This window comes from Methylovorus sp. SPW-M1 (assembly GCF_053848825.1).
Window position 1 is genome coordinate 2686845 of the sequence record NZ_CM132626.1, and the last position, 17583, is coordinate 2704427.

17 protein-coding genes are annotated in these 17583 nt (G+C 55.4%); 8 read left to right on the forward strand and 9 right to left on the reverse strand.

What is annotated here, in order from left to right; all coding sequences use genetic code 11:
* The first annotated feature begins 100 nt into the window (after positions 1-100).
* Genes ACWWD9_RS12635 through ACWWD9_RS12645 form a run of 3 tightly spaced genes read left to right on the forward strand, consistent with a single transcriptional unit; the run spans position 101 to position 6826 of the window.
* On the forward strand, positions 101-3391 hold the full coding sequence (locus ACWWD9_RS12635) for a transglutaminase family protein (protein WP_455867233.1): 3291 nt from the start codon (positions 101-103) through the stop codon (positions 3389-3391).
* Between the two features lie 9 nt (positions 3392-3400).
* Positions 3401-5938: a circularly permuted type 2 ATP-grasp protein gene (locus ACWWD9_RS12640; protein ID WP_013441164.1), complete on the forward strand. Its 2538-nt coding sequence runs from the start codon at positions 3401-3403 to the stop codon at positions 5936-5938.
* Between the two features lie 6 nt (positions 5939-5944).
* On the forward strand, positions 5945-6826 hold the full coding sequence (locus ACWWD9_RS12645; RefSeq protein WP_455867234.1) for a transglutaminase family protein: 882 nt from the start codon (positions 5945-5947) through the stop codon (positions 6824-6826).
* Between the two features lie 36 nt (positions 6827-6862).
* On the opposite strand, the gene radC is transcribed toward ACWWD9_RS12645, so the two are convergent.
* Together radC and ACWWD9_RS12655 are read right to left on the reverse strand one after the other, a co-directional pair.
* Positions 6863-7537: a RadC family protein gene (gene radC / locus ACWWD9_RS12650; protein WP_455867235.1), complete on the reverse strand. Its 675-nt coding sequence runs from the start codon at positions 7535-7537 to the stop codon at positions 6863-6865.
* A gap of 13 nt (positions 7538-7550) precedes the next feature.
* Positions 7551-8279, reverse strand: a complete 729-nt coding sequence (locus ACWWD9_RS12655; RefSeq protein ID WP_455868162.1) for a hypothetical protein — start codon at positions 8277-8279, stop codon at positions 7551-7553.
* A 125-nt stretch (positions 8280-8404) separates the two neighbouring features.
* Here ACWWD9_RS12655 and coaBC point away from each other — a divergent pair, with 125 nt between their 5' ends.
* The 4 genes from coaBC to rpmG all read left to right on the forward strand — a co-directional run bounded on the left by coaBC (position 8405) and on the right by rpmG (position 10545).
* A complete protein-coding gene (coaBC, locus tag ACWWD9_RS12660; protein WP_455867236.1) occupies positions 8405-9619 on the forward strand; it encodes a bifunctional phosphopantothenoylcysteine decarboxylase/phosphopantothenate--cysteine ligase CoaBC in 1215 nt (404 codons plus the stop codon).
* Complete coding sequence (gene dut / locus ACWWD9_RS12665) at positions 9616-10068, forward strand: dUTP diphosphatase (RefSeq protein ID WP_015829270.1); 453 nt, start codon at positions 9616-9618, stop codon at positions 10066-10068. The genes coaBC and dut overlap by 4 nt, the downstream gene beginning before the upstream one ends.
* A 75-nt stretch (positions 10069-10143) precedes the next feature.
* Positions 10144-10380, forward strand: a complete 237-nt coding sequence (rpmB, locus tag ACWWD9_RS12670) for a 50S ribosomal protein L28 (protein WP_011478680.1) — start codon at positions 10144-10146, stop codon at positions 10378-10380.
* Between the two features lie 9 nt (positions 10381-10389).
* Positions 10390-10545, forward strand: a complete 156-nt coding sequence (gene rpmG, locus ACWWD9_RS12675) for a 50S ribosomal protein L33 (RefSeq protein ID WP_013441158.1) — start codon at positions 10390-10392, stop codon at positions 10543-10545.
* A gap of 141 nt (positions 10546-10686) precedes the next feature.
* On the opposite strand, the gene ACWWD9_RS12680 is transcribed toward rpmG, so the two are convergent.
* The 3 genes from ACWWD9_RS12680 to mgtE are packed head-to-tail and all read right to left on the reverse strand — an operon-like array spanning position 10687 to position 14639.
* Positions 10687-11871, reverse strand: a complete 1185-nt coding sequence (locus ACWWD9_RS12680; protein WP_455867237.1) for a DesA family fatty acid desaturase — start codon at positions 11869-11871, stop codon at positions 10687-10689.
* 42 nt (positions 11872-11913) lie between these two features.
* A complete protein-coding gene (locus ACWWD9_RS12685) occupies positions 11914-13206 on the reverse strand; it encodes a mechanosensitive ion channel family protein (protein WP_455867238.1) in 1293 nt (430 codons plus the stop codon).
* The gene (gene mgtE / locus ACWWD9_RS12690) at positions 13203-14639 is read right to left on the reverse strand and encodes a magnesium transporter (protein WP_013441155.1); all 1437 of its coding nucleotides are present in this window, start codon (positions 14637-14639) and stop codon (positions 13203-13205) included. Before mgtE ends, ACWWD9_RS12685 begins: the two co-directional genes overlap by 4 nt.
* A gap of 94 nt (positions 14640-14733) precedes the next feature.
* On the opposite strand from mgtE, the gene ACWWD9_RS12695 reads away from it, so the two are divergent.
* Positions 14734-15066 carry a glutaredoxin family protein gene (locus ACWWD9_RS12695; protein WP_455867239.1) on the forward strand — a complete coding sequence of 111 codons (333 nt, stop codon included), beginning with the start codon at positions 14734-14736 and terminating at the stop codon, positions 15064-15066.
* A gap of 46 nt (positions 15067-15112) precedes the next feature.
* On the opposite strand, the gene rplQ is transcribed toward ACWWD9_RS12695, so the two are convergent.
* From rplQ to rpsK, 4 genes are read right to left on the reverse strand one after another with little or no spacing between them, the layout of a single operon-like run.
* Positions 15113-15502, reverse strand: a complete 390-nt coding sequence (gene rplQ / locus ACWWD9_RS12700; protein ID WP_015829266.1) for a 50S ribosomal protein L17 — start codon at positions 15500-15502, stop codon at positions 15113-15115.
* A 24-nt stretch (positions 15503-15526) separates the two neighbouring features.
* Complete coding sequence (locus tag ACWWD9_RS12705; protein ID WP_013441152.1) at positions 15527-16510, reverse strand: DNA-directed RNA polymerase subunit alpha; 984 nt, start codon at positions 16508-16510, stop codon at positions 15527-15529.
* A 21-nt stretch (positions 16511-16531) separates the two neighbouring features.
* Positions 16532-17161 (reverse strand): 30S ribosomal protein S4, encoded by a 630-nt coding sequence (gene rpsD, locus ACWWD9_RS12710; RefSeq protein WP_013441151.1) that lies wholly within the window; start codon positions 17159-17161, stop codon positions 16532-16534.
* 29 nt (positions 17162-17190) lie between these two features.
* Positions 17191-17580, reverse strand: coding sequence for a 30S ribosomal protein S11 (rpsK, locus tag ACWWD9_RS12715; protein ID WP_011478671.1), 390 nt, complete (start codon positions 17578-17580; stop codon positions 17191-17193).
* Positions 17581-17583: the final 3 nt, after the last annotated feature.

Sequence of the window (17583 nt, forward strand, 5' to 3'; positions counted from 1 at the left end):
GTCATGTTGGCCTGCCATCTGAATAAGTCCAAGAACGTTCGTGACCCAAAGATTCGTGACTCAAGACTCGTGAACTTAAGAACAGTTGTGAAGGATTCGCATGGCCATACGCGTTGCATTGCACCACAAGACCAGCTACACCTTTGATCGCCTGGTTAATCTCTCTCCGCATGAAGTACGGCTCAAGCCCGCGGCCCACGCCCGCACGCCGGTGTTGTCGTACTCGCTGACGGTAAACCCGGAAAAGCACTTCATCAACTGGCAGCAGGATCCCTACGGCAATTACATTGCACGCTTTGTGTTCCCGGAAAAAGTCACCCAGCTGGACTTCACGGTGACGCTGGTGGCCGATATGACGGTCATCAACCCCTTCGATTTTTTCGTGGAAAAATACGCCGAGCAGTTCCCTTTTGCCTATACCGAACAACTGGAATACGAACTCGCTCCCTACCTGAAAGCGGAACCGGCAGGCCCGAGGCTGGCCAAGTGGCTGGACGACACGCGCAGCCAGCTATTGGGCGCACCACTCAGCATTGCCAATTTCCTGGTGGCCATCAACCAGCGTCTGCAAGGCGATATCGGCTATCTGGTGCGCATGGAACCCGGCGTGCAAACGCCGGAAGAAACGCTGGAAAAACGCAGTGGCTCCTGCCGCGACAGCGCCTGGCTGCTGGTGCAGATACTGCGCCACCTTGGCCTGGCGGCACGCTTTGTCTCCGGCTACCTGATTCAGCTCACCGCCGACATCAAGGCGCTGGATGGCCCCAGTGGCACCGAAGTCGACTTCACCGATCTGCATGCCTGGACCGAAGTGTATATTCCCGGCGCCGGATGGATAGGCCTGGACCCGACCTCCGGCTTGCTGGCAGGCGAAGGCCATATACCGCTGGCGTGTACCGCCATGCCCGCCTCGGCTGCGCCGGTGACCGGCTTTACCGACATCGCAGAAGTTACGTTTCACCATGAAATGAGTGTCACGCGCATACACGAGGACCCGCGCGTCACCAAACCCTATAGTGAAGAAGACTGGGAAAAGATAGACCAGATAGGTCAGCAGGTAGACCGTGATCTGCAAAAGCAGGATGTGCGGCTCACCCAGGGTGGGGAGCCCACCTTTGTATCGATCGATGACATGGACGGCCCCGAGTGGAACACCCAGGCGCATGGCGACAAGAAACGTGAACTGGCAGGCAAGCTGGCGCTGCGGCTGAAAGAGCGCTTCAGCCAGGGCGGCCTGCTGCATTATGGCCAGGGCAAATGGTACCCGGGCGAGCCTTTGCCGCGCTGGGCCATCAATATGTACTGGCGTGTGGATGGCCAGCCCATGTGGAACGATGCCTCGCTGTTTTCCAGGGATGGTCAGCCGGAGAATTACGACGTAGCCGAGGCCAGACTGTTTGCTACCAGCCTGGTGGAAACATTGGGCCTGCCCCCGGCCTGCATGATAGAAGCGTATGAGGATGTCATGCAGCAAGCCTTGCTGGAACAGCGCCTGCCGGACAATGTTGACCCCCTGCAGGCCGACCTTGCTGCCAGCGAAGAACGCAAACGTCTGGCACAACTGCTGGAAGTAGGCTTGGGCAAAGCCGCTGGTTATGTGATTCCACTCAAGCCGGAATCCACCAGCAAAACCACCAGCTGGCGCACCAGCAAATGGCCGCTACGCCGGGAGCATCTTTACCTGTTGAGCGGCGACTCGCCCATGGGCCTGCGCCTGCCATTAGCCTCGCTGCCATGGGTATTGCCCGACGATGTCGAGCCCGAGTTTGCGGTGGATCCCTTTGAAGCCAGAGCAGACTTGCCGGAAAAACCTCTGGCCCGCAGTAAGCCCGGCAAGGCCAGCCTGAAAAAACCGGAAGCACGCGAGGTAGTGCACACCGCGCTGTGCGTGGAAGTCCGCGGCGGACGGCTGCATGTGTTCATGCCGCCCGTGTCGCGCATTGAGGATTACCTGACCCTGGTGGCGGCGGTTGAAGCCACCGCAGCCAAGCATCAGCTCAAGCTCTGGCTGGAAGGCTACCCACCTCCTCGCGATGCACGCATCAAGTCACTCAGCGTCACGCCTGACCCGGGCGTGATCGAGGTCAATATCCACCCGGCAGCGAGCTGGCAGGAGCTGGTGGGTAATGTCACCACCCTGTATGAAGAAGCCCGCCAGACCCGCCTGGGCACCGAGAAATTCATGCTGGATGGCCGCCACACTGGCACCGGCGGTGGCAACCACGCTACTCTGGGCGGCGCCACCCCGGCCGACAGTCCCATGCTGCGCCGACCGGATGTATTGAAAAGCCTGATTACCTACTGGCAAAACCACCCGGCATTGTCGTATCTGTTTTCTGGCACCTTTATCGGCCCCACCAGCCAGGCGCCACGGGTGGATGAAGCGCGCGACGACAATCTCTACGAGCTGGCGATTGCCTTTCAGCAAATGGACAAGGTATTGCCAGACACCACGGAGAGTGAGCGCCCGTGGCTGGTCGACCGGCTGCTGCGCAATCTGCTGGTGGATCTGACGGGAAATACGCACCGTTCCGAATTTTCCATCGACAAACTCTATTCGCCTGATGGCCCGACTGGCCGTCTGGGCCTGGTGGAATTCCGCGCCTTTGAAATGCCGCCCCATGCCCGCATGAGCCTGCTGCAAATGCTGCTGCTACGGGCGCTGGTGGCGCATTTCTGGCGCAAGCCCTACCAGGGCAAGCTGGTGCATTGGGGCACCGAGCTGCACGATCGCTGGATGCTGCCGCATTTTATTGCCCAGGATATTGCCGATGTGGTGGCGGACCTGCGCGAAGCGGGTTATGCCTTCGAAAAACACTGGTTTGATCCTTTTGTCGAATTCCGTTTCCCGCGTTACGGCACGGTCAATTACCACGGCGTGGAGCTGGAATTGCGTCAGGCCATCGAGCCCTGGAATGTGCTGGGCGAAGAAATGAGCGGTGGCGGCACCTCGCGCTATGTGGATTCCTCGGTAGAACGCATGCAGTTGCGCGTACGCGGTCTCACGGATGGCCGCCATATCGTCACCTGCAATGGCAGACCTCTGCCGCTGCAAGCCACCGGCATTGCCGGCGAATATGTCGCGGGCGTGCGCTTCCGTGCCTGGAGCCCCTGGTCCGCCCTGCACCCCACCATCGCGCCGCATGTGCCACTGGTGTTTGATCTGGTCGATACCTGGAGCGGGCGGGCAATAGGTGGTTGCACTTACCACGTCAGCCATCCCGGTGGGCGCAATTACGACAGCTTCCCGGTCAATGCCTTTGAGGCCGAGGCGCGCCGCTTTACGCGCTTCTGGGATCATGGTCACACGCCGGGGGCGGTATCGATTGCGGAAGAACCGCGCAACCCGAAATTCCCGTTTACGCTCGACCTGCGGTGGCAAGCTGTTTAATATTGCGCCATGCTGTCTTCGATACTGAACGAATACCCGTTTGCGGCAAACTCTCATAACGAGTTGCTGCAATCGCCCGGAACGCCCCGCCCTCACTGGCAGCCACTGATAGATTCATTAAGTGGTGAAGAGCCTGCCGAGATGCGCAAGCGCGTTGAAAACGTGCGTCGACTGGTACACGAAAACGGCCTGACCTATAACGCCTACGCCGACACTCAGGGCGGGCAGCGGCCCTGGGATCTGGACCCCCTGCCCTTTATCCTGCCGCAGGATGAATGGGCACATATCGAAGCCGCCGTCATTCAGCGTGCCACCATCCTCAACACCGTGTTGCGCGACATTTACGGTGAACAGACACTGATGGCGCAAGGCATGCTGCCACCAGCCCTCATACACGGCAATGCCGGTTTCCTGCGCCCGTGCCATGGCATTCCGCAGCCGGATGGCGTCGCTTTGCACATGTATGCCGTAGACCTCGCCCGCTCAGCCGATGGCCGCTGGTGGGTAGTGTCGGACCGCACGCAGGCGCCTGCGGGCACAGGCTATGCGCTGGAAAACCGTATGGTGATTTCCAGCGTGTTTCCCGATCTGTTCCGTGACCTTAACATCCAGCGCCTGAGCGGATTTTTTGCCAGCCTGCGCGATAGCCTGGCCCATTGGGGACGTGAGTGTGCCTATCGGCAATCGCAAGCAAACCCCAACATCGCCCCGCTGAGCCCCAGCGAGCAGCCGCTTACCGTGATCCTGACGGCGGGGCCCTTCAATGAAACCTATCACGAGCAATCCTACCTGGCAGGCTATCTCGGTTTTCCGCTGGTACAGGGTAACGACCTGACCGTGCGCGAAGGCGTGGTCTGGCTGAAAACACTGGCAGGCCTCAAGCCTGTGCATGCCATCCTCAGGCGGCTCGACGATATTTACTGCGACCCGCTGGAGTTGAATGCCGAATCGCTGCTGGGCATTGCCGGGCTCACCGAAGTCGCGCGTCGCGGCCATGTGCTGCTGGCGAATAGCCTGGGCAGCAATGTGCTGCAATCGGGCGCGCTGATGGGCTTTTTGCCCGCGCTCAGCCAGCATCTGCTCAAGCAACCCTTGATGCTGCCCTCCGTCGCCACGTGGTGGTGCGGCGAGCCACAGGCGCTGGAGACCGTGATTGCCAATCTGGATCGCTTGCTGATCAAGAACGCCTTTTTGCACACACGTGAAATCATGATTTACGGGCAGGACCTGGATGGCGCAGCACGTGAGGAGCTGATTGCGCAACTGCGCGCCAATCCGGAAAACTACCTGGCGCAGGAGCTGGTCAAGGTATCGCAGGCACCGGTCTGGAATAGTCAATTGCAGCAGATGCAGGCGCAATCGGTGGGGCTGCGGGTATTTGCCTGTGCCACGCCCAATGGCTATATCGTCATGCCAGGCGGCCTGACACGGGTTGCCAGCAATGCCAGCAAGCGTGTGATCACCATGCAGGGCAGCGGCTGCAGCAAGGATACCTGGGTGATCACGCCCGAGTTCAAGCCGAATACCCCCAGCCTGCTGCGCAAGACCACCTCCAGTGCCGGGCTGGTGCATGACAACATTCACCTTTCCAGCCGCGTCATTGAAAACCTGTTCTGGTTTGGCCGTCATTCGGTGCGCAGCTACCATGCCACCCGACTGCTGCGCACGGCCATTCATTACCTGCTGGATTTCTCGCCCGAGCATCGGGCTGTGGAATGGCCTACCGTCAAAGCCATGTGTGTCTGGTACAACCTCATGCCGCCTGAAGATGAGGAGTCTGACGGCAATTACCCCCTGTTTGCCGAAGATGAAAACGCCATTGAGTGTCTGCTGATTGCGGCCATTTTTGCCAACGACAGTTCCAGCCTGGCCAATCACATTTCCCAGTTTTTCCAGTTGGCATTCAGCCTGCGCGAACGCTTGTCGGGCGACCATTGGCGCCTGATCAACCAGCTGCATCTGCGTTTTGCCGAGCGTGATGCCCAAGCCTCCCTGAGCGAGGCGCTGGCGGTGCTGGATGAAACCAATACCTCCCTGGTCACCATCTCCGGCTTTACGCTGGACAGCATGACGCGTGACCAGGGCTGGCGCTTCCTGTCCCTGGGGCGCCGCATCGAACGCCTGCAGTTTCTGTGCATCCTGTTGCAAAAGGCGTTGGCGATGCCGGCCGAAAGCAGCCTGGATTGGCTGCTGGAACTGACCGATTCCATCGTCACCTATCGCGCACGCTATGCGGCGCAGCCAGAGTGGTTGCCAGTGCTTTATCTGTTGCTGATTGATGAAAATAATCCGAATGCGATGATGTTCCAGTTACGCGGACTGGTGAAATACCTGTCGCAGATATCGTCCACCTACAACGGCGGTGGCGGCGAAGGACGCATGATGGAGCGCATGGAAAGCCTGCGCGCGTTTGATGTGGATGCATCGTTCCATCACAACAGCCCGGAGTTGATGGTATGGCTGAGCGACACCTATCAAGCCAGCGTGGATATTTCTACGCAGCTGGGGCATCGCTTTTTCAGCTTCTCGGACACCACCGCCAACTAAACCGCCATGCGCTATCACATCCAGCACCAGACCGAGTATCAGTACGATTTTGATGTGACCTTGTCGCAGCACATGCTGCACATGACGCCGCGACTCCTGGCATGGCAAACCACGCTGGCGCATCAGATCACCATTTCGCCCAATCCCAGCGAGACCTCGCAGCGGCTGGATTATTTCGGCAATTCTCGCCTGTATTTTTCCATTTACAGCCCGCACCAAACCTTGTCTGTCATCTCGGAATCCACCGTGGAGGTGCTGCCGCGCGTATTGCCCGCTTCACTAAGCCAAAGCCCGAGCTGGGAGTTTGTGAAAGAAGAGCTGATCCAGCACTACAACACGCATATCGAGGCGCAGGCGTTCCTGTTCAGCTCGCCCAAGGCGGGTCGCCACCATACGCTGGCAAATTACGCCGCGCCCAGCTTCACGCCCGGCAGGCCCTTGCTCGAAGCCGCGCTGGACCTGACCCAGCGCATCTACCAGGATTTTGAATTTGATGATCAGGCCACCAGCATTTCTACGCCTTTATCCGACGTGCTGGCCGGGCGCCGTGGCGTATGCCAGGATTTTGCGCACCTGATGATTGCCTGCCTGCGCAGCCTGGGCCTGGCTTGCCGCTATGTCAGCGGTTATATCCTCACCACCCCACCGGAAGGCCAGGAGCGTATGATCGGTGCCGATGCCTCGCATGCCTGGGCCTCGGTTTACTGCCCGGATACGGGTTGGGTGGATTTTGACCCGACCAACAACTGCCTGGTGCAGACGGATCACATCACCGTCGCCTGGGGACGCGATTTCAGCGATATTTCGCCCATGCGGGGTGTAGTACTGGGCGGTGGGGCCCAGCAGCTGGATGTCAGCGTCACCGTGACCCCCATCGAGCAGAGCTGATCGAGCAGAATTAGTCGGCTTCAGCGAGGCGCCATCCTAGAGCAGGCCGCGTTCCGCAAACGACAAGGTGGTATTGCCCGCCACGACAAAATGATCCAGCACGCGCACATCTACCAGATCCAGCGCCGTCTTCAGCTGAGCCGTGATCATTTCATCGGCCCGGCTGGGCTCGGCAACACCGGAGGGATGGTTATGGGCCAGGATCACCGCGCCCGCGTTGTAATACAGCGCCCGCTTGACGATTTCCCGCGGATGCACGCTGGTCTGTGTCAGCGTACCCGCAAACATCTCCTCATGTGCCAGCACGCGGTTTTGCGCATCCAGAAATATCACCAGAAACACTTCGCGCGGCAGTCCTCCCAGCTTGAGGCTGAGAAAATCGCGCACCTGTTGCGGCGAACTCATGACATCGCGCGCCTGCATTTCTTCAGTGAGCGCACGCCGGCTCATCTCAAAAATCGCCTGCAGCTGCACATACTTGCTGCTGCCCATGCCCTTGATCCGGGAAATCTGTTCCAGGCTGGCGGCAAAAATACCATTCAGGCTGCCAAACACCTGCAATAGCTCGCGCGCCAGATCGACTGCGCTTTTGCCAGTCACGCCTACGCGTAAAAAAATCGCCAGCAATTCAGCATCTGACAATGCGCTACTACCCTGCGTCAGCAGCTTTTCGCGCGGGCGCTCCCCTTCCGGCCAATCGATAATTGCCATACGTTATGTTTCCTCATGGTTGCCATCCGATTTCCCTGGCTGTGAGGTCCCCCACCAACGTCTGTGACAGATTTGCCGGAATATGCGCGCCATGCTGGCTGTCTGGTATACGTCCAGCCATGAGTTCAGCGAAGCGTTGCGGATACAAGGGCTGCCGGTCCGGCTCGGCGTATCCCTCTGGGTAATGCGGTTGTGTGGTCGTCAGATCATATTTGTCGCGGGCACCCACGGTGTGCAGCAGCTCATGGGCAATCACCACATTATTCTGCGCGGTTTGTCCGGGATCGGCATATACGTTCACCAGCCCGACGCGGCCTTTGCTGAGGGCGGTGGAATGCGGCAAGGTGGGATGCCCCGCCACATCAAAATAGAGCAGATAAAGGCGAATATCGGCTTTTATCGGCGTGGGCGGACTATGCCGCCAGGTCCACCAGCGAAAATGCAGGCTCCAGGTCATGGTAGACAGCATGCCGGCATTGCGCGGCGGGGGCGGTGGAATATCCGCAACCACAGGCCCAAGATGCACGGCAAATGGCTGTGCCTGCGCGAGATGGTATCGTTTGCCCTGCTCGGCAAAATATTCTTCAATTTGCGTCAGTTGTGCCTGATTCAGCCGGCGGATTGCCACATTGGAGGCTTCACTTAGGTCGGCATTCACCGGGTATAGCGTGACATACAACGTGCGGTGCCAATCGGGCTGCCCGTTTTTCAGCCAGGCTTGCTGGGCCACGGTCACCAACACAAATAGCAATACAAATATCCTGAGTTTTCGCCACATACCCTGCATCCCCGTTTAAATCGTGCAATCGGCAGACTGGCGCTGCCGTAATTTGTATTAAAATGAGTCCACTAATTCAAGAATTTATCATGACTCGTCCAATTCAACATCTGGTTGTCGGCATGACGGGCGGAATTGCCGCCTATAAAACCGCCGAACTGGTGCGCCTGCTGGTCAAGCAAGGCATACAGGTAGACGTGGTAATGACGTCGGCAGCCACGCGCTTTATCACCCCACTGACCATGCAAGCCCTATCTGGTCGCCCGGTATACACCGACTTGTGGGATGAGCGCATTGCCAATGGCATGCCGCACATCGAGCTTTCACGCCAGGCGGATGCCATTCTGGTCGCCCCTGCCAGTGCTGACTTCATGGCAAAACTGGTGCATGGTGCTGCCGATGACCTGCTTTCCACCTTGTGCCTGGCACGCGATTGTCCTTTGATCGTAGCCCCGGCCATGAACCGCCAGATGTGGGAACATCCGGCGACCCAGCGCAATGTCGCACAACTGAAACAAGACGGCGTTCGCCTGATTGGCCCCGATAGCGGCGAACAGGCCTGCGGCGAAACCGGCCTGGGCCGCATGCTGGAACCGCAATCCATAGTGGATGCGCTGCAAGTTACATGCCCAAGCAACTTGCTGGCAGGCAAACGTATTCTTGTCACGGCAGGGCCCACCATCGAAGCTATTGATCCGGTGCGTGGCATTACCAATTTCAGCTCTGGCAAAATGGGCTATGCGATTGCCCAGGCGGCCATTGAGATGGGTGCGGATGTTACCCTGATCAGCGGGCCGACAGCCCTGGCGGCACCAAGGCACTGCACTACTATTCAAGTCACCAGCGCCCAGCAAATGCATGAGGCCGTGATGGCGGAAGTGCGCGGTCAGGACGTCTTTATTGCGGTGGCTGCCGTTGCCGACTATCGCCCGCGAGAAATTCAAAACCAGAAGATCAAGAAACATGCTGATACCCTGCAGCTCGAATTAGTGCGCAATCCGGATATCCTGGCCGCGGTGAGCAGCCTGCCTGACCGGCCATTCTGTGTCGGCTTTGCTGCCGAGAGCAATCAGTTGCTGGAACATGCTCGCAAAAAACGGCTGCAGAAAAATGTCCCCTTGCTGGCGGCCAACCTGGTCAGTGAAGCCATGGGGGGCGACGATAGCCGTATCGTGCTGATAGATGATCATGGTGAACATCCGCTTCCTTCTGGCTCCAAAACCATGCTGGCGCACATGCTGTTGCAACATATGGCCGGCATGCTGCCTCCTTCAACCACTTCTGACGCGAGTATCCCTGAATGAGCTTACAAGTTGACTTGAAAATCCTTGATGATCGTTTGCATCACATGATGCCAGGCTATGCCACCCCGGGTTCTGCCGGGCTGGATTTGCGGGCGTGTATTGAGCATACCCAAACCCTGCATCCAGGCGAGACCACCTTGATACCGACCGGCATGGCGATCCACCTCGCTGACCCGGGATATGCGGCCATGATCCTGCCACGCTCGGGTCTGGGTCATAAACATGGCATTGTGCTGGGCAATCTGGTCGGACTCATCGATTCGGATTATCAGGGCCAGCTGCTTGTCTCCTGCTGGAACCGTGGCAAGGAAGCTTTTCTGCTGAACCCGATGGAGCGCATCGCCCAACTGGTGATCGTGCCTGTCATGCAAGCCAGCTTTAATATCGTGCAGGACTTCACCTCAAGTGAACGTGGCGAAGGTGGCTTCGGCAGTACCGGAAAACATTAAAAACTAGCAATTTAACTTGAATTGCCGCTTCGTTTCATGGTATAAATGCGGTCTTTTCGAATTTCGGAGTCCGCCATGGCACGCGTATGTCAGGTAACCGGCAAAAAGCCGATGGTTGGGAATAACGTTTCCCACGCAAATAACAAGACCAAGCGTCGTTTCTTGCCTAACTTGCAAAACCGCAAGTTCTGGGTTGAAAGCGAAAACCGCTGGGTTAGCTTACGTATCACCAACGCAGCCTTGCGTACAATCGACAAGAACGGCATTGATGCTGTTCTGGCCGATCTGCGCGCCAGCGGCGAAAAAATCTAAGGATTCATCATGCGTGAAAAAATCAAACTGGAATCTAGCGCTGGCACTGGTCACTTTTACACCACGACCAAGAACAAGCGCACCATGCCTGAAAAGATGGAAATCAAGAAGTTTGATCCTGTCGCTCGCAAGCATGTGATGTACAAGGAAACCAAGCTGAAGTAATTCGGCAAGGTTCTCAATAAAAAAGCCCGCTTATGCGGGCTTTTTTATTGACTGGCGCATTTAAACCATCAGTCGGCGTTTTATTTAGCGAGCCTCATTATATGGCTTTGGAAGGGCAACAATGATGGCACCCCACCACATCTACGCCATGCGATAGCAACGCAGGCGCCGTGAGAACTCTTCCAGCGCCGCTATGCCACTTTTCTCGGCGCGCTGGCACCAGTCCTCAAGCCCCTTCAGCAATTGCTCCTGCGAGGCTGTGGAGCGTGCCCACACTTGCGCCAGCTCCTGCTTGAGCTGATAGATGGTTTGCAACCGCACGCTATGCGTCAGGGCCTGCTCCAGCGCTTGCTTGTCCTGCACTTCGAGATCCTTGGCATCCAGATGCAGCCAATGACGCAAACGCTCAAGTACGGTCGTTTCGTGGCCGTGCTGCTGATAAGCGAGACGAATCTTGCTGATCTCTTCCTTGTAAGCCTGCTTGAGCATCACGCCATACTTGCCCATGACATCGAAGCGGTGGGTAATGACGGCTTGCAAGGTATCGAGATCACAACGCGTCTTGGCCCAGTCAAATTTGACCTTGGGCGCTATTTTCTTGACCTTGGCCAGGCGACTCATCTGCATGAGGCGGATATACATCCAGCCTATATCAAACTCATACCACTTGCTGGATAAACGTGCGGAACTGGCATAGGCATGGTGATTGTTATGCAGCTCTTCACCACCGATGATGATGCCCCAAGGAACGAGATTAGTACTGGCATCTGCCGCTGCAAAATTACGATAACCCCAGTAGTGGCCCAGCCCATTGATAATGCCTGCGGCGGTTAAGGGAATCCAGGCCATCTGCACCGCCCAGATCGTGAGTCCGAGTGGGCCAAACAGCAGCACGTCGATGATCAGCATCAAACGTATGCCAAGGCCACTGTGACGACTGTAGACATGACGCTCCATCCAGTCATCGGGTGTGCCACTGCCATATTTCTGCAGGGTTTCCTCATTGGCCGCTTCTTTGCGGTAAAGCTCGGCACCCTCGCACAACACTTTCTTGATACCGAGGATCTGCGGACTGTGAGGATCATTCACCGTCTCGCAATGCGCATGATGCTTGCGATGAATGGCGGCCCACTCCTTGGTCACCATGCCGGTGGTCATCCATAACCAGAAGCGGAAGAAATGGCTCACGATGGGATGCAAATCCAGCGCACGATGGGCCTGGCAACGATGGAGGTAAATGGTGACGGCAGCAATCGTAATATGGGTGAGACCCAAAGCCACCAGAATGTAGCCCCACCATGGCAAGTCAAACATCCAGAATGTCATGAGGATTTCCTTTATATAACCAACTAGCGAACGGACGAGAACTTATCCTTGAGCAGCAGGGATTGTCGGCGTCCCAGCATTCAGTATACGCACTTCGCGCTGCGGATATGGAATACTGATGTTGTTCTTCTGGAATGCGCGCCAGATATCCAGGTAAATATCGGATTGCAGCCGCCCAGAGCCCTCTTCAGGATCGGGTATCCAGAACGTCAGGGTGAGATCAATGCCACTCTCGCCAAAGCCGGCAATCTTGACATCCGGCAGCGGGTCTTGCATCACGCGATCTTGTGCCATGGCAGCATGTTGCATGATCTCCATGGCTCTTTCCAACGGGCTCTCGTAACTCACCTGCAAAGGCATTTTGACCTGCGCCTTGCGTTCGCTATAAGAGTGATTGATAACCGCACTGGTGATCAGTGTTTCATTCGGAATCACCACCTGGGTGCCATCCAGCTTGCGCAGCACCATGTAACGGGAGCGCATTTCACTCACCACGCCATAATGGGCATCCACCGTAATCACGTCACCCATGTGCATGGAGCGATCAAGCAAAATGATAAAACCGCTCACGTAATTGCTGGCGATTTTTTGCAGGCCGAAACCGAGGCCAACACCAAGCGCGCCGCCAAACACCGACAGCAATGTGATATCCAGCCCCACCGCTGACAGCGCCATCAGGATAGCGATAAACGAAAGTCCTATCCTGATCAGCTTGCTCAATACCACGCGCACATTCATATTGATCTGCTGAGCCCGCATCAGGCGATTTTCCAACCAGCGACTTAACCAGAGCGCGATAAACAGGGTGATCAGTACGGTTAGCAAGCCTTGTATCAGCAGCAGCAGATTCATTTTGCTCTTGCCGATATTGAAACTGACATCTTCAAGCGTGTGCAGTATTTCAGGCAGAATGCCACTGACATGGAGCGCCAGAACCAGCCACACTGTGCTCGAGATTGCATTTTCCATGGTGCTTACCCAGGCACTGGGGGAAAACACATAACGCAAGGCATAGACCACCAGCCGGATAACGGCCATGGCCACCAGCAGATTCATAGCGATCAACAGCATGCTGGTATGCTGCCAATGCTTCAAAATCAATTCGCTAATATAGATGAAGATGAGGGAAGTCAGCGGGAACAGCACTCTGTTGATACCGCCAATGCCGACTTTCCAGGTTTCAGGGGCCTTGCGCATGACGTAAGCCCGCAGGGCTCCATTCATGGACCACGCAAAAAGCAAGCCGGCAATGATGATCCCCACTTGCCAGGTAAATGCCGGAGTCGCCAGATCGGCAAGAAACTCCGTCCAGAGTTGCTGCATGTCACTATTCATAACAAGAAAATCGTCGCGAGTCCCAGGAAAATAAAGAAGCCACCGCTATCGGTCATGGCAGTAATCAATACGCTTGACCCCACTGCGGGATCACGGCCAACCTTGGTCATGACCAGAGGAATCATGACACCCATGATGGCAGCCAGTAATAGATTCAAGGTCATCGCCCCGGTCATGACCAACCCGAGCGCAATGTTGTGATAAAGCGCATACGCCACCACGCCCAGCACACTGCCCCAGAGAAGACCATTGAGCAGAGCGACACCCAACTCTTTCTTGAGCAATGACTTCATATTGTGTGAAGCAATCTGGCCCAACGCCAAGCCGCGCACAATCATCGTCGTTGTCTGATTGCCGGAGTTGCCACCTATACCAGCCACGATAGGCATGAGAGCCGCCAAGGCTACGATTTTCTCAATGGAATCTTCGAACATGCCAATAACGCGCGAAGCTACAAACGCTGTGACGAGATTGATGGCCAGCCAGGTCCAACGGTTTTGCACCGACTTCCACACGGACGAGAACAGATCCTCTTCCTCGCGCAAACCGGCCATCGAGAGCATGTCGCTTTCCGCTTCTTCACGGATGTAATCCATGACAGTATCCACCGTTAAACGCCCAACCAGCTTGTTATTGGCATCCACCACGGGCGCGGTGACCAGGTCATAGCGTTCGAACGCCTTCGCGGCTTCATCGGCTTCATCTTCCGGGTGAAACACCACTGCATCATCGGCCATGATGTCAGCCACTTCGGCATCAAGATCATTCACCACCATGCGCTTCAGCGGCAGGACCCCGCGCAAGATGTCATAGCGATCGACCACAAACAGTTTGTCGGTATGGTCTGGCAAACCACCAATACGGCGCAGATAGCGCAAGGCGACTTCCAGGGTGATGTCTTCACGGATAGTGACGATATCAAAGTCCATGAGCGCGCCTACTGTGTCATCCTCGTAACCCAGCGCGGACTGCAGGCGTTCACGATTGCGGATGTCCAGGCTATCCAGAAGCTCTTGCAGCACATCTTTCGGGAGATCAGGGGCCAGATCGGCCAGCTCGTCAGTATCCAGCTGCTCAGCCGCTGCGAGCAGTTCGTCGCTGTCCATGTCGGCAATGAGGGTTTGCCGGACAGCATCGGATACTTCAAGAAGGATTTCGCCATCACGCTCAGCCTTGACCAGCTCCCATACATCCAGACGCTGCTCAAGAGGCAGGGCTTCAAGGATGTATGCAACGTCAGCCGGGTGCAGGGCATCCAGTTTTTTCTGCAGCTCGGCCAGGTTCTGTTTATGAACCAGGGTCTCAACCAGCTGCTGCTTGGGCATATCCTGCTTATGGATCAGGTCTTCGACCAACCGATGTTTGCTCAGCAGGGTAATGACCTGCTGTAAACTTTCCTGCAAGCTTTCTTTTGATTCTTGAATATCAGCCATTCTTTAAAGCCCGCCAAGAAATACTTAATACATCAGGAAAATCCAGCCTGCACTATGCAGGTAACCTATGCGTCCATCATGCAACTTCGATATTATGGAGCTTTTTAAAGTTAACGAAAACCTTAAATTCATTACCCAAGGCAATCTGCCACCACTCCATCCCAATGACGAATACAAGCGCATGATTCAATTGAAACTCTACGGTACAGAAGGTTGCCATTTGTGCGATAAGGCACTTGAATTGATAACCGAGGCAACTTTGCCATATGCCAATATCACATTCCATTACATCGATATTATCGACGACGAAGAATTAATGAATGCTTACAGCCTCCAGATTCCCGTTCTTACCTTCGCCGATAAAACCAGCCTGTACTGGCCATTTTCTGCCAATGAGATCACACATCTCATTGAGAGCGCCCAATAAAAAAGGCCGGGGAAACCGGCCTTTTTTACAGCTATGTTGTCACTAATTACTCAGCAACAACAGCTTCAGTGCTCAGATCTGGACGGTCAACCAATTCAACCAGTGCCATAGGCGCATTGTCACCAACGCGGAAACCGCACTTCAGAATACGCAAATAACCACCATTGCGTGTCAGATAACGTGGGCCGAGTTCATTGAACAATTTACCAACGATATCACGGTCACGAAGGCGACTAAATGCCAGACGGCGGTTTGCCAGAGTAGCATTCTTGCCCAAAGTAATGAGTGGCTCAGCGACACGACGCAACTCCTTAGCCTTGGGTAAGGTTGTTTTAATAACTTCATGGCGCAGCAGTGAAGTGGCCATGTTCCGCAACATTGCCTGACGATGGCTGCTGGTGCGGTTTAATTTACGATTGCTGTTGCGATGACGCATAGTGATACCCTCACACCTTTGCTGTTATGCTTTTTCCAGGCCAACAGGTGGCCAGTTTTCAAGTTTCATGCCCAGTGTCAGCCCTTTGGAAGCCAACACGTCCTTAATCTCGTTCAGAGATTTGCGGCCCAGATTAGGTGCCTTCAACAGCTCGTTTTCACCGCGCTGAATCAAGTCACCAATGTAATAAATATTTTCTGCTTTCAAGCAGTTTGCCGAGCGAACAGTCAATTCCAGATCATCAACTGGACGCAACAGGATAGGATCAACCTGTGGCGTGTGCTTTACTTCAACTTCGGTTGGAGCACCTTCCAGATCAGCGAATACAGACAGCTGACCCATCAGAATACGCGCTGCATCACGAATAGCTTGCTCAGGCTCAACCACGCCGTTGGTTTCAACGTCCATGATCAGCTTGTCCAGATCCGTACGCTGTTCAACACGAGCGCTTTCAACATGGTAGCTTACCTTGTTGATTGGGCTGAACGAGGCATCCACCATGATAAAGCCCAGCACGCGGTCTTCATCTGTCTTCTGGCGAGCTGGAACTGGCTGATAGCCACGGCCCATTTCAACCTTGACTTCAAGATCGATCTTGCCACCCTTGGTCAGGTGCGCAATGACATGACCTGGATTAGCGATTTCAGCATCGTGACCGGTATCGAAATCACCGGCAGTAACAACACCTTCAACCGACTTTTTCAGGGTCAGAGTAGTTTCTGACTTGCTGTTCAACTTCAGGGCAACACCCTTCAGATTCAGCAGAATGTCCACTACATCTTCCTGCACGCCATCCAGTGTGGAATATTCGTGCACCACACCATCAATTTTGACTTCAGTAATAGCAAAGCCAGGAATGGAAGAAAGCAATACGCGGCGCAACGCATTACCCAGCGTATAACCAAAGCCACGCTCCATCGGCTCAAGCGTCACCCGTGCACGCACCGGCGAAATAACTTCAACGTCAACAACGCGAGGCTTCAAATATTCGGTAGGACTGTTTTGCATAATGTTCCTTACGGCCCTGGATTACTTAGAGTAAAGTTCAACCACGAGCGATTCGTTAATGGTAGCAGGCAGTTCATCACGCTGAGGCTTGGCTTTGAAGGTACCCTTCAGAGCCTTGACATCAACTTCGAGCCACTCGGGGAAACCACGCTGTTCAGCAGCTTCCAGAGCACCCTTGATACGCAGTTGCGACTTGGAAGCCTCTGCAACCTGCACCACATCACCAGGACGAACCTGATATGAAGGAATATTTACGCGCTTACCGTTAACCAGGATACTGTTGTGGCGAACGATTTGACGCGCTTCAGTACGGGAAGAACCGAGACCCATACGGTATGCAACGTTATCCAGACGGCATTCCAGCAATTGCAGCAGGTTTTCACCGGTGATGCCCTTCAGGCGATCAGCTTCAGCGTAGTAGCTGCGGAATTGGCCTTCGAGGATGCCATAGATACGACGTACTTTTTGCTTTTCACGCAATTGCACACCGTAGTCGGACAAGCGCTGATTACGGCGCTGACCATGCTGACCAGGTGGGAAGTTACGCTTTTCAATCGCGCATTTGTCAGTGAAGCACTTTTCACCTTTCAGGAAAAGCTTCTCGCCTTCGCGGCGGCACTGACGGCACTTTGGATCAAGATTTCTAGCCAAGGTATTCTCCTAGTTCTATCAGGCGCGGCTTAGATGCGGCGCTTTTTGGGTGGACGGCAGCCGTTATGTGGGACTGGCGTCACATCAGAAATGCTGGTGATTTTAAAGCCAACAGCGTTCAGTGCGCGAACAGCAGATTCGCGACCTGGACCTGGGCCCTTGATACGAACTTCAAGGTTCTTCACGCCGCATTCCTGAGCTGCCTTGCCGGCGGCTTCAGCTGCAACCTGTGCTGCAAAAGGAGTACTTTTACGTGAACCCTTAAAACCTGCACCACCAGAAGTCGCCCAAGACAAGGCATTACCCTGACGATCAGTAATCGTAATAATCGTGTTGTTAAAAGAAGCGTGCACGTGGGCAATGCCCTCGGCAATGTTCTTTTTGACTTTCTTGCGTACGCGTACGTTAGCTTTAGCCATGTT